Source organism: Streptomyces sp. NBC_00435 (genome assembly GCF_036014235.1).
Classification (GTDB): Bacteria; Actinomycetota; Actinomycetes; order Streptomycetales; family Streptomycetaceae; genus Streptomyces.
This window is the reverse complement of the sequence record NZ_CP107924.1, coordinates 6,679,716-6,692,651: the sequence shown is the minus strand read 5'-3', so window position 1 is coordinate 6,692,651 and position 12,936 is coordinate 6,679,716. Positions and strand designations below refer to the sequence as shown.

The following is a 12,936-nucleotide window of genomic DNA, read 5'->3' as shown; positions in this document are numbered from 1 at the left end:
AAGCACGACCGGCTGACAATCCCCACCGGCAATCCCGGCGGATCGCAGCACTCCGGGTGGACCGCGGGTGAACGGGCCGCCGGGCGGGAGCGAGCGGCCCGTCCTGGTCACGGAGCGGCGCAGGACTCGTACGGACCGTTCGCGCAGTCCCCCGTGAACCGTTCGCGCGGACCACGTGGACCGGAACCCGGTCGACCTCCTGGTGGCCTCTGCCCGCCCGTGTTACACCGGCCGGGCCTATCCCCCTCCCGGCTTTCCCTCTCTGTCGACCCTTCCCCCTTTCCCCTTCCCTTCCCCCCATTCCTGGGAGCCTCCGTGCGCCGACCTGTGCCTCCCCTGCGGCCCTCTCGCCCCTTCCGACCCTTCCGACCCTTCCGCCCCTTCCGACCCCTCCGCCGCGCGGCGGCCCTGCTCGCCACCGCCGCCGCGCTCGTGATCGCCGCGCCCGCCGCCCCCGTGGGCGCCACGTCCGTACTCCCCTCGCTGCCCGCCCCCAATGCGGCCGGACTGACCCTGCGGACCTGGTCCGTCGCCTCCGGCCAGAGCCCGCGCATGGGCGACGCCTCGGTGACCACCGCGGCGATCTTCGCCGCGCACGACGGCACCCCGTCGATCAATCCGGCCCAGGTCCCGGTGCGGGTACGGATCCTGCTGCCGGAGGACTACCAGCGCGACCCGGCGCACCCCTACCCCGTGCTGTACCTGCTGCACGGCGGTTCGGGCGACGTGGAGCAGTGGTCGAAGACCGACGAGGGCAATGTCACCGCGAACCTGGAGGACTCTGCCTTCAAGGGCATCGTCGTCATGCCGGAGGCCGGCAAGGCCGGCTGGTACAGCGACTGGCCCGGCCATACGGACGGCTTCTTCGCCCCGCAGTGGGAGACCTTCCACATCGACCAGCTGGTCCCGTGGATCGACGCCAACTTCAACACCGTGAAGGCGGCCGCGGGACGGGCCGTCGCCGGCGTCTCGATGGGCGGCTACGGGGCCCTGCGCTACGCCGGCCGCCACCCGGACCTGTTCTCCGCGGTCGGCGCCTTCTCACCCGGTACGGACATCTACGACCCGGGCGCGCAGACCATCGTCTCCGACTCCACCTGGCAGGTGGGGGCGTCGATCCTGTGGACCGGCCTGTTCGACGGGAAGTTCCGGGTGACCGGCGACACCCCGTACCGGATGGCCACGGTCTTCGGACCGCCGAGCACCTGGCCGGGGCAGAACCCGGTCAACCTGGCGCTCGACGGCAAGTACGCCTCGTACGGCGGGAAGATGGCCCTGTACGCCGGCGGCACGGGCGGCACCGGCGAGAAGGAGATCGGCGCCATGACGGCGGCCCTCCACCAGGACCTGAAGGACCGTGCGGTCGACCACCGCTACTGCCGGGGCGCCGGCGACCACGCGTGGCCCTACTGGGGCCCGGAGCTCAAGGACTTCGTCGCCTACGCCTACGGGACCGCCCCGGCCACCCCGGCCGCCTGCCCCAACGGCTGGGGCGCGCAGACGCCGTAGTCCCCTCCTAGTTGGTGGCGAGGTCTCCGACCACCCGGCTCCGCGGGGCCAGGTGCTCGGACTGGCCGTCGATCATGCTCCGCGGGGACAGGTGCTCGTACGCGCCGTCCTGCAGGTATCGCGGTCCCTGGCCCTGCGGTGCGACGCTGCTGTGGTTGTCCGCGAAGGCCGGGCCCGCACCCAGCGCGGCGAGCGCGAAGGCGGCGGTGGCGGCTACGGCGGCGGCTCTGATGTTCATGACGGTCCCCCGGGTCCGGCCGGCCCGCGGTCGGACCGGCTCGGGAGCCAGGCTGTCAGGAGCTGACGGTGTCCTGCAACCGGGTCCGGACGATCCGCCCTCCCTCCCGTCACCGGTGTACGGGCGGGCCCTCCGGGACCGCCGGAACCGGCGCCCCGAGCAGGATCGCGACGCCCTCCCGGGCCAGCGCCTCCTCGTGCCGGTAGCCCAGTCTCGGGGCCAGTTCCAGGACTTGGCGGTGCAGTCGCAGGGCCTCCTCCGGGAGGCCCGCGAGCCGGCAGGTCTCGGCGTAGGCGTTGAGGAAGCGGATCTTCCAGTGCTCCTCGAACAACTCGTCCAGCAGGGCGAACGCCTCCCGGTGGCTGGCCAGCGCCTCCTCGTAACGGCCCATCCGGCGCAGCGCGACGCCCAGGCAGTTCAGGCACCACGCCTCGTTGTTCATGTGCCCGTCCCCGCGCGCCAGCGCCAGCGCCCGGTGCAGGTGTTCCGCCGCCTCCGCGGGTGCCTCCACGGCGATGGCCATGCCCAGGGTGATCCGGGCCGTCAGGGCGGGCGGCCACGCGGGGTCCACGTGCGGAACCTCCAGTACCTCCCGGGCCCGCCGCGCCGCCTCTTCGTGGTGACCCAGCTGGAGCATCGCCCAGGCCTCCGAGGCCGCCGCGTGGGCCGCGCCCGCCGGGGAACCGGCCTGCTCGTACAACTTCCCTGCCAGCGCGAAGAGTTCGAGCGGCTCCTCGGCGCTCCCCTGTTCCCACCTCAGATAGCCGCGGCGCAGGGCAAGTTCGGCCTCCGCGCGGGTGTCGCCCGCCTCGGACATCCACAGTCCGGCGGCCTCGTAGGCGGCCGCGGCCTCCGTCATCCGGCCCGCGTTGTAGCGCGCGAAGCCCAGGTCGCTGTACGCCTCGGCCAGTTGCAGCGGATCACCCAGGCGCTCGGCGGCGGCCAGCGACCGCTCGAAGAGGTGGTTGAGGTGGGTCGTACCGCAGCGCCGGGCGAAGTACGCCCGCAGGAAGCGCGGGAGCTCGGACACGTGCGCGTCCGCCCCGACGGCGACCGCCGTCTCGAAGACGGCGATCATCGTCTCGTACTCGGAGGCGAGCCAGGCGAAGGCCGCGTCCTTGTCCGCGAACCGCGGCAGCTCGGCCGGGGGCAGGCCCGCGGAGGCCGGGCGGCCGGGCGACAGGACCGGCATCGCGGCGTCGGCGGCGGCCGCCGCGTGCACGTAGTAGTCGAGGAAGCGGCCCAGCGCCTGTTCCCGCTCGGCCTGCGGGTCCTGCCGCGCGCAGGCCTGCCGGGCGTGCTGGTGCACCAGGTCGTGCAGCCGGTAGCGGCCCGCCGCGGGCTGCTGGACCAGGTGCGCGTCGACCAGGTCCTCCAGCGCCGTCCGGGCGCTGTGCAGCGGCACGTCCGCCAGGGCCGCCACCGCGTACTCGTCGAAGGATCCTCCGGGGAGCAGGCCGAGCAACCGGAAGAGCCGGGCCTGGGAGCGGTCCAACTGCCGTACGGACATGGCGAATGCGGTGTCGAACTCGCTCGCACCCCGCGCCATCCGCTCGACGAGGATGCCCACGGTCCAGCCCGGCCGATGCCGCAGCCGGGCCGCGGCCAGCCGCAGGGCCAGCGGGAGACGGCCGCACAGCCGCAGCACCTCGGCGGCGGACTCCGGTTCGCGGGCCAGCCGGCCTTCGGGGCCGCTGGGGTCGCCGCTCGCCCGGGCCAGCAGCTCGGCACTCTCCTCCGGGCTGAGCACGTCCAGCGACACCGGGGGCACCTCGTCCAGGCCCAGCAGCCGGTTGCGGCTGGTGATCAGGACGACGGAGGGGCCGGCGCCGGGCAGCAGCGGGCGGACCTGGTCGGCGTCGGCGGCGTTGTCGAGGACCACGACGGCCCGCCGGCCGGCCAGTTCCGAGCGCCAGCAGGAGGCGAGCCGCTCCACGCCGTCCTGCGGCACCCGCTCGGACGGGACGTCGAGCGCGCCGAGCAGCATCCGCAGCGCGGAATCGGGGTCGAGCGGCTCGCGGCCTTCGGTGAATCCGTGCAGGTCCACGTAGAGCTGGGCGTCCGGGTACGCGGCGGCGAGCCCGTGGGCGGCGTGCACCGCCAGGCAGGTCTTGCCCACGCCCGCCATGCCGTCGACGGCCACCACCCCGTGACTGTCCACCGCGGCGCGCACGGCCGTGAGTTGGGACTCGCGCCCGGTGAAGTCGGCTGTGTCGCGCGGCAGGTCGTTACGGGGCCTCGGATGGAGCTGGCGGGAGGCCTTCGGGGGCGCCGGCAGGGGGTTGGAGGTCTGCTCCCACAGGGGGCGCAGGGGGCGGGGGTCACGTTTGACGAGGCGGCAGAGGGCGATCACCGCGGGCCACGGCGGCACGGTCTGGCCGCTGAGGTAGCGCGAGAGCGAGGAGGAGCTGAGGCCGGTGTCCCGTGCGAGGGCCCGTACGCCGAGCCCGGACAGTTCCTGGAGCAGCCGCAGCCGTGCGGCCAATTCGCCCAGCGGGTCGTCCTTCACCGTCCGTCGTTCCACGTCCACGGTCCCCCCGCATCCCTGTCCCGTCCGGGCCGAAGTATCCCGGCCCCGATCTCCGCCGGTCAAGGATGTTCCGCCTGTCCCACGGCGTCCCACGGCCATCGCCGTACCGGTCCACTGCGGCTGTCATGGAGCCATGCCCCGGAGGAACGGGGCACCGGCCACGAAAGAGGAGCACATCGAGATGCAGTCCCGCATGCAGAACCCCGCCGTCGTCCTGTCCAGCGCCATGCAGCCCATTCAGGAGATCTTCAAGGCCGTGCACTCCGGTGGGGTGGACGGGCAGATCCTGGAGCTGGTGCACCTGCGGGTCAGCCAGATCAACGGCTGCAGCGCCTGCGTGGACGGTGGCGCGAAGTCGGCCCGCAAGGCCGGGGTGAGCGACGAGCGGCTGGCCACGGTCGCCGCCTGGCGCGAGGCCCCGTACTTCACCGACGAGGAGCGCGCGGCCCTCACGCTGGCCGAGGCCGCGACGCGGCTGGCCGATCGTCCCGACGCGGTGAACGACGAGGTCTGGGACACCGCCGCCACGTACTTCGACGAGAAGCAGCTGGCCGCGATCGTCCTGATGATCGGCGTCACCAACATGTTCAACCGGCTCAACGCCACGACCCGCCAGATCGCAGGAGCCTGGGGCTGAGAAAGCGCAGTCAACTCCATTTCCCAGTAAGCCACTTCAGCAGATCACCTCATATTTCCGAGAGGAACCCGCGATGACGAACACCCAGAAACCCGCCACGAGCACGTCCCACCGGACCACCGAGGGCTTCACGGAGGAGGAACGGGCCGCGATGAAGGAGCGGGCCAAGGAGCTCAAGGCGTCGGCGCGCCGCGGCTCGCGCGCCGACAAGGCGGCGGAGGAGGCGGCCGCCGTGCTCGTGAAGATCGCCGAAATGACGGACTCGGACCGGGTCATGGCCGAACGCGTCCACGCGGTCGTCAGGGCGAGCGCCCCGGACCTCGAACCGAAGCTCTGGTACGGGATGCCCGCGTACGCCAGGGACGGGAAGGTGGTCTGCTTCTTCCAGAGCGCGGAGAAGTTCAAGGCGCGCTACGCGACGCTCGGCTTCAGCGACCAGGCGCATCTCGACGAGGGCTCCATGTGGCCGACTTCCTACGCCCTGACGGAGATGACCCCCGAGGCCGAGGCGAGGATCGGCACCCTCGTGAAGAACGCCTCGACCTGAGACGGGGCCGGGGCCGCGGCCAGGACCAGGACCAGGACCAGGACCACCGTAAGACCTGGTGGCCGCGATGGGCGGTCGCGGCGGGCCGCTGGAGCGGAGAGCGCGGGTCCCGGTCGCCGTGGGCGACCGGACCTGACCCAGGGTGATCCAGCACTCTTCGGGCCGCAGCACCTCCGCGGTGGCCCCGGCGCGGGAGCGCGGACGGAGGAGAGGCGCCGGGTTAGGCTCGGACCAGGCCCCGAAAGGGACGTGCGGAAGGGATGCGCCCATGTGCCGGTGGCTCGCCTACTCAGGATCGCCGATGCTGCTCGACGCCGTGCTCTACCGGCCCGAGCACTCGCTGATCAACCAGAGCCTCCATGCCCGGATGGGTGTCGAAGCGACCAACGGCGACGGCTTCGGCATCGGCTGGTACAGCGCGGACGGCGACGGCACCCCGGCGATCTTCCGGGACATCGCGCCGGCCTGGAACAACCGCAACCTGCGCGAGCTGGCCGCGCACGTCCGCTCACCGCTGTTCTTCGCGCACGTCCGCGCCTCTACGGGCTCGGCCGTGCAGCAGACCAACTGCCACCCGTTCCGGCACGGGCGCTGGCTGTGGATGCACAACGGCGCCATCGCGGACTTCGACCGGCTCCAGCGGGACCTGTGCATGGCCGTCGACCCCGCGCTCTTCGCGTCGATCGAGGGGTCCACCGACTCCGAGGTGATGTTCTACCTGGCGGTCACCTTCGGGCTCGACCAGGACGTCCCGGGGGCGGTGGCCAGGATGGCGGGGCTCGTGGAACGGCTCGGCAAGGAGCACGGGGTACCGGAACCGCTCCAGATGACCGTGGCGGTCAGCGACGGAGAGCGGGTATGGGCGTTCCGCTACTCCAGCCAGGGCGAGTCCCGCTCGCTCTTCTACAGCAGCCGCGCCGAGACCGTCCGCCACCTCCACCCGGAACTGGACTACCTCCGCGAGATCTCCGACCAGACCCGCATCGTGGTCTCCGAGCCGCTGGGGGACCTGCCGGGCGTGTGGAACGAGCTTCCCGAGGCCAGCTACACCGTGATCCCCTCCGCTCCGGGGACGGACTACCTCCCCTTCGTCCCGGAACTCCCCTGACGGCCGCTTCTCCGGGCCCGGGCGGGCCGTTTGCGGCGCGGCGGCCCGGGCAGACGCCGGAGCATGTCGGAGCGAACCGAGTCGAGGACGGCGTCCGTCACCACCAAAGTGCCGGCACGACTGGACCGGCTGCCGTGGTCACGGTGGCACTGGATGATCGTGATCGGGCTGGGGACCGTATGGATCCTGGACGGTCTCGAAGTGACCGTCGTCGGGAGCATCGCGAGCCGGATCTCCGAGGACGGCAGCGGGCTCTCGATCACCGACTCCCAGGTCACCGGGCTCGGGGCCGCCCTCTACGTGGCGGGTGCCTGCTCGGGTGCGCTGGTCTTCGGCCGCCTGACCGACCTGTTCGGCCGCAAGAAGCTGTTCCTGGTCACCCTCGGCGTCTACCTGGCGGCGACCGCGCTGACGGCCGTGTCCTTCTCCGCCTGGTGGTTCTTCCTCTTCCGTTTCCTCACCGGGTTCGGCATCGGCGGCGAGTACGCGGCCATCAACTCCGCGATCGACGAGCTGATCCCCAGCAGGTTCCGCGGCCGCGTCGATCTGATCATCAACGGCAGCTTCTGGATCGGCGCCGTCGCGGGCGCCCTCCTGTCGGTCCTCGCCCTGGACACCGGGATCTTCCCGAAGGCCCTGGGCTGGCGGCTGACGTTCGCCCTGGGGGTCGTGCTCGGGCTGGTCATCCTGCTGGTGCGGCGCCACGTACCCGAAAGCCCGCGATGGATGATCATCCACGGCCGGGCCGAGGAGGCGGAGGCACTGGTCACGGACGTGGAACGGCGGGTGGAAGAGGAAAAGGGCATTCGGCTGGCCGAGCCGGAGCAGGCCATCACGATGACCCAGCGGCACAGCATCGGCTTCGGCGAGATCGCTAGGACGGTCTTCCGGTCCTATCCGCGCCGCGCCGTCCTCGGCCTGTCGCTCTTCGTCGGCCAGGCCTTCCTGTACAACGCGATCACCTTCGGCTTCGGTTCCATCCTCGTCACGTTCTTCCACGTCTCCAGCGGGGTCACCGGCTTCTACTTCGCCGTCGTGGCCTTCCTGAACTTCCTCGGACCGCTGCTGCTGGGGCGCATGTTCGACACCGTCGGGCGACGGCCGATGATCGCGGGCACGTACATCCTGTCAGGGCTGCTGCTGTTCGGCACCGCGTGGCTCTTCGGCGCCGGCAGGCTCACCGCCGTGACGATGACCGCCTGCTGGTGCTTCGTGCTCTTCTTCGCCTCAGCCGGGGCCAGCTCGGCCTACCTGACGGTCAGCGAGATCTTCCCGATGGAGACCCGGGCGATGGCCATCGCGTTCTTCTACGCCATCGGTACGGCGGCGGGCGGCATCTCGGGCCCGCTGCTCTTCGCGGGGCTGACTTCCAGCGGGGTCGTGTCCGACGCGGTGGTCGCCTTCTGCGTCGGCGCCGGGCTCATGGTGGCCGCGGGGCTGGTGGCCGTCTTCTACGCGGTCGCGGCCGAGGGCAGGTCGCTGGAGCAGATCGCCACCCCGCTCTCGGTCCGGCCCGCCGCGGACCCGGCATGAGGGTTCGGCCCCCCGCATGAGGTTCCTCCGACGGAGCAGGCGCGGCCGGGCGGGACCGGCTCCCCGGCCAAGGGGTTTGGACCCACCGCCATCGAGCAGGCGCCGTGCGTGTGAAGCGACAGCAAGCGACAGCCGGGCAGAAGGAGGGACGTGGCATGGCCGCGGACAAGGCGCGCGGGACGTCGGGCAGCGGCCGGGACGCGCAGACGCGCAAGACCATTTGGGTCGCGCTCGCCGCCAACCTCGCCATCTGTGTGGCCAAGGGCCTTGGCGGGGTCATTGCCGCTTCCCCGGCGCTGCTGTCGGAGGCGGCGCACTCGATCGCCGACAGCCTCAACGAGGTCTTCCTCCTGGCCTCCCTCAAACGCAGCCGCCGCCCGGCGGACGCGCGCCACCCCTTCGGTTACGGCATGGAGCGGTTCTTCTGGTCCCTGCTCGCGGCCGTCGGCATCTTCGTCACCGGCGGCTGCTTCTCCGTCTTCCAGGGCATCGAGGCCTTCCGCTCCGGCGGCTCCGAATCGCGCGACGGCTACCTCATCGGGCTGGCCGTCCTCATCGTCGCCCTGGCCGCGGAAGGGGCTTCGCTCGTCCGGGCGCTGCTCCAGGTGCGGAGCGCCGCGCGGGCGGCCGGCCGCGGTATGGCTGCCGAGATCCGGGCGGGCCGAGATCCGGCCCTACGGACGGTGCTGGCCGAGGACAGCACCGCCTGCGTCGGTGTCCTGCTCGCGATCGCGGGCATCGCCCTGCACATGGTGACCGGGGAGATCGCGTACGAGGCGTCCGCCTCCATCCTGATCGGCGTCCTGCTCGTCTACGTCGCCTACACGCTCGGCCGGGCGGCGCGCGTCCAACTGGTCGGCGAAGCGGCCGACCCCGGCGTCCAGCGCCAGGTGCGCGCGTTCCTGGCCCAGCAGCCGGAGATCGACACGGTCACCGCGTTGCTGACCATGCGTCTGGCTCCCGACTCGGTCATGGTGGCCGCGCGCGTCGACCTGACCCCGGGTTACGACAGCGAGACCGTGGAGGACGCGATGGTGCGCATCCGGCGCGAGGTACGCGGCCGCTGGCACGAGCTGGACCAAGTGTTCCTGGACGTCACGGACGCGGCGGCGGCCCGCCACGACGCGACCGCCGCCGGACACGACCCCGGGCAGTGACCCAGGCGGTCGGCTCCGCATCCGGCAGGAAGCCCATGGCCTGCACGGACGTCTCGTAGCGGTCGACCGCTTCATCGAAGCCGGTGCCGTGGGTGACGCCTTGGTCGATGGCACCGCCGAGGCCGTCGACGTCGATCAGCGCGGGGCGTGCCGGCGCCCGGCGGGGAGCTGTGTCCCGGCCGGGCGCCGTGGTGGGTACTGGTCGCGTACCAGGGGTTGTTAGCCGATGGTGAGGAAGGTGTTCCAGCCGTCCTCGTCCGCGCCGGACGCGCCGCCGACCTGGTCGGTTCCGCCTCGCAAGAGCGTCTGGTTCCCGGCGGTGTCCAGGGCCCAGATATCGGGGATGCCGTCTCCGGTGGCGTCCGGTGTACCGAGAACGGTGGGTTTGTCGGCTCTCAGCCAGCCCGTCGTGGCGTACACGTTGTCGTGCCCGCCTTCGGCGTTGGCCGCGGCCGCGAGGGAGTTGAGGTCTGCTCCACCGTTCGCACCCGGCTTGCCGATGCGCAGGATGAGGCCGGCGGCGTTGCGGAACAGGAGGTCGGGGACCTTGTCTCCGGTGACGTCACGGACACCGATGACGTCGCGCGGTGCCCAGTTGCCGGACAGCCTCTTGGTCGAGGAGAAGCTCGCTCCGCTGTATCCGGTGAACGCCCAGAAGCCGTCCTCGTCAAGGCCGAACATGTCCGCGAATCCGTCGCCGTCGACGTCTTCCGAGGCGACGATCTGCCGCAGGGTCGCCGGATCCGGCGCGCCTGCGGGCAGCAGGATCTCCATGCGGCGGCCGACGTCGAACTGGCCGGTGCCGGTGCCGGGGTAGACGTACAGCTTGCCGTCGGGCATCCGGGCGATGAGGTCGGTGATGCCGTCGCCGGGGTACCAGTCGGTGGAGTGGGCGATGAGTGCCGACTTGCCGTTGACGCTCTTCCAGTAACCGGGAGCGACCGGCTTGCCGTCCTGGACGGCGCCCGGGATGTACGCGTCGGTGTCGCCGTTCTGGTCGCCCGCGTAGGTACGGAGGTTTCCGGCGGCGTCGATGGCGAGGATGTCGGGTTCTCCGTCACCGGTGACGTCGCCGGGTTCGTCCTGGCCGGGTCCGGGCTGGACGTAGAAGAGGTATTCGGTCGGGGTGGAGATGTTGCCGGACTTGCTGACGGTCCGGACGTAGAGAACGTTCGGGCCGGCGATGTCGGCCTGGAGTCCGATCGAGGCCAGGTCGTCCTTCCACGGCCACGCCTTCTGGTCGTAGAGGGGGTGGTTCAGGCTCCACTGGTACTCGCGGATGTCCTCGGGCTTGGCACCGTTGCCCAGGACCTCGATCCACTGGTCCTTTGTGCCAGCGGGATTCACGCTCCACTCGGTGGCGTCGGGGCCGGGCGCCGGGAAGTGCGTGGATCTGATGCCGGGGTTCGGCGGGGCGGTGTGGTCGACGGTGAACGTACACCAGCCACCGCCTCCCGAGTCCTGGGGGCCGCTGCCCGGGGACTGCCAGCCGTCGGTGTCGCTGGTGCGGGCGAGCCAGTGGTACTTCTTCCCGGCGGTGAAGGACTCCCAGGGGATCACGGTGGTGGCAACGCCGTCGCTGGCGGGTGTCAGCCACTGGCTGAAGACGGACTGGCCGCCGTCGGCGGGCCAGATGCCGATCTGCACCTGGTTGAGGTTCCCGTCACGGTCGGTGCCCTTGACCTGGAAGGTCACAGGTGTCTTGCCGATGCTGTTGCCGGCGCCGGTGGTGAGGCACGGGCCGCCGGGGATGGTCTGCATGTTCGCCGCGACCGGGATGTCAGGGGGTGTGTTGTAGACGATGTCGAGGTACGGGGCGCTCTCACCATTGGCGAGGAGCTTCTTCCAGTAGTACGAGTTCGACTCGTCCGGCGCCGCGAATCCCAGCGACAGGTCGCCCCAGCCTGCGTTGGCCGCGTTGGTGACCAGACCCTTGATGTCGGGGGCGATCCAGTTGTCGGGGCATGAGCTGTTGTAGCCGTATCCCGCCAGTTCCTCGGCGACTTTGTTGCCCCAGAATCCCGCCGTGTTCTTCCACGTGCTCGAGGAGTAGATCCGCGGGGTCGAGTAGACGTCCATCCGCTTCCGGTCGCACGACCACGAATACGTCTGCAAGGCATGCACGCTGGCCGAGCGGATGCCGGCGCCGCGGAGCTCGCTGCCGAATTCGAAGTTGAAGATGGAGCGAGATGTACCGCCCGAGGTCGACTCGTAGCCGACGCGGGCTTCGTTCGTGCCGCTCGCGTTGAAGTTCTGCCCGTTGTAGAAGCTTGAGGTATCTGCCGTCTTGTAGAGAAGCGTCCAGGCGCTCTTGTGGCCCTTGAACGAGGGGTCGATGAAGACCGGATACATGGTTTCCGGGGCATTCAAAATGGAGCTGTCGGGAGTCACTGAAAGGGTGTTGTCAACAAGGGCCGCCGCGGCGGGCTTCAGACGTGCGCCCTCCGCGCCCGCGAGACCGTGCAGGGCGAGCGTCGGGTGATCCTTCGCGACGTCGGTCGGCTTCCAGGCCGGCTCGTCGTCGGTGGTGGCGACCTTGCCGCTGGAGTCCCACATCATCGGGGTGGGTGATCCGGCGACTTCCGCGTCCTTGTCGTCGCGAGCGCTGACCGCCCCCGACTCCTCATCGAGACGGAACGTCAGGTCGGGAGAGGCCAGCTGGTACTTCAGCTGGCCGAGCAGCGGATCAGCCGCCGCCTGCCTGTCCTTGAGGACCAGCAGATGTGAGTAGCCGCCGTCCTGCGCGGTCATGACCAGGTCGATGCCCGGCCGGACGTTCTCGTACAGTGCGCGCGGTCCGTCGATGACCGGCTCGGGCATGGGCCCGGGCCAACTCACCACGATGTCGTGGCCGTCCGTGTTCAGCCGGACCAGCTCGGTCCACGTGTCCGCAGGTGTGTCGCGCCGCAGAGCCACTCGGCTCACGCCGCGCGAAGAGCGCTCCCCACCGCCCGAAGGCTTCGCCCCGGATCCGGCACTGAAGACGACGTGACCGTTGACCGCCTTGGCCGCGAAGCCACCCTCGACTCGCGCCAGGCTGGTGTCGATCGGCTTCCACTGGCCGTCCACCTTGGCGCGAAACGCGCTGCTGAAGACCTGCTTGTGGAACGTTCCGTCAGGCCGAGCCCACGTGGTGGTGTTGGCGCTGCGTGCCGCCGTTGCCTCGACCTCCTTACCGGTCCCTGACGCCAGACGGCGCGCCTGCGACTCCGTGACAGGTCCACCCTTGCCCGGCCGGCGCTGCGGCTTCCCGCTGTCGGTCAGGTGCACGACGACGGGTAGCGCGAGCGCTAGTGCCGTGAATGCGGCGAGCCCGCCCAAGACTCTTCGCCGCCTGTACCGACGAAGCGCGGCTACGGCACATTCACCTTGTTCTGTGCCTGTTGGCGGACTTTCATCCACGGATTCACTGACGGTCATGATTCTTCTCCCCCCTCGGGCAGCGTAGTCCCGCAACCCTCGGCACTGACAGAGCATTTAGGCCACTGGCCTGAACTTGAAGGGCCTGCTCCCCGCTAACCATTCACGCGCAGGATGCGCGAGCCGAGCATGGACCATCCCTCCGACATCGTCACACCTCACTTTTAATTCCCCACCGGCCATTTGTGACCGATTTGCATTGATTGTCCCGGCATACGCCACTGATAAAGTGACAAAGACCACAGCGGGTATTTACC

Annotated in this window: 9 protein-coding genes; 6 read left to right on the top strand and 3 right to left on the bottom strand. The window is 70.6% G+C overall.

The window, feature by feature from the left end; translation table 11 throughout:
• The first annotated feature begins 315 nt into the window (after positions 1-315).
• On the top strand, positions 316-1,509 hold the full coding sequence (locus OG389_RS30230; protein WP_328301623.1) for an alpha/beta hydrolase: 1,194 nt from the start codon (positions 316-318) through the stop codon (positions 1,507-1,509).
• Positions 1,510-1,516: 7 nt separating this feature from the next.
• On the opposite strand, the gene OG389_RS30225 is transcribed toward OG389_RS30230, so the two are convergent.
• Both OG389_RS30225 and OG389_RS30220 read right to left on the bottom strand, forming a co-directional pair.
• Positions 1,517-1,747 (bottom strand): hypothetical protein, encoded by a 231-nt coding sequence (locus tag OG389_RS30225; protein WP_328301622.1) that lies wholly within the window; start codon positions 1,745-1,747, stop codon positions 1,517-1,519.
• 109 nt (positions 1,748-1,856) lie between these two features.
• Positions 1,857-4,277, bottom strand: a complete 2,421-nt coding sequence (locus OG389_RS30220; protein ID WP_328301621.1) for a tetratricopeptide repeat protein — start codon at positions 4,275-4,277, stop codon at positions 1,857-1,859.
• A gap of 181 nt (positions 4,278-4,458) precedes the next feature.
• Between OG389_RS30220 and OG389_RS30215 the strand changes: the two genes are divergently transcribed.
• The 5 genes from OG389_RS30215 (at position 4,459) to OG389_RS30195 (ending at position 9,259) form a co-directional block, all read left to right on the top strand.
• The gene (locus OG389_RS30215) at positions 4,459-4,914 is read left to right on the top strand and encodes a carboxymuconolactone decarboxylase family protein (protein WP_328301620.1); all 456 of its coding nucleotides are present in this window, start codon (positions 4,459-4,461) and stop codon (positions 4,912-4,914) included.
• Positions 4,915-4,987: 73 nt separating this feature from the next.
• Positions 4,988-5,461 (top strand): iron chaperone, encoded by a 474-nt coding sequence (locus OG389_RS30210; RefSeq protein ID WP_328301619.1) that lies wholly within the window; start codon positions 4,988-4,990, stop codon positions 5,459-5,461.
• Between the two features lie 268 nt (positions 5,462-5,729).
• On the top strand, positions 5,730-6,569 hold the full coding sequence (locus OG389_RS30205) for a class II glutamine amidotransferase (protein ID WP_328301618.1): 840 nt from the start codon (positions 5,730-5,732) through the stop codon (positions 6,567-6,569).
• Positions 6,570-6,632: 63 nt separating this feature from the next.
• Positions 6,633-8,102 (top strand): MFS transporter, encoded by a 1,470-nt coding sequence (locus OG389_RS30200; RefSeq protein WP_328301617.1) that lies wholly within the window; start codon positions 6,633-6,635, stop codon positions 8,100-8,102.
• 155 nt (positions 8,103-8,257) lie between these two features.
• Positions 8,258-9,259: a cation diffusion facilitator family transporter gene (locus OG389_RS30195; RefSeq protein ID WP_328301616.1), complete on the top strand. Its 1,002-nt coding sequence runs from the start codon at positions 8,258-8,260 to the stop codon at positions 9,257-9,259.
• A 219-nt stretch (positions 9,260-9,478) separates the two neighbouring features.
• Here the strand turns inward: OG389_RS30195 and OG389_RS30190 are convergent, their stop codons facing one another.
• Positions 9,479-12,529 (bottom strand): DNRLRE domain-containing protein, encoded by a 3,051-nt coding sequence (locus OG389_RS30190; protein ID WP_328301615.1) that lies wholly within the window; start codon positions 12,527-12,529, stop codon positions 9,479-9,481.
• Positions 12,530-12,936: the final 407 nt, after the last annotated feature.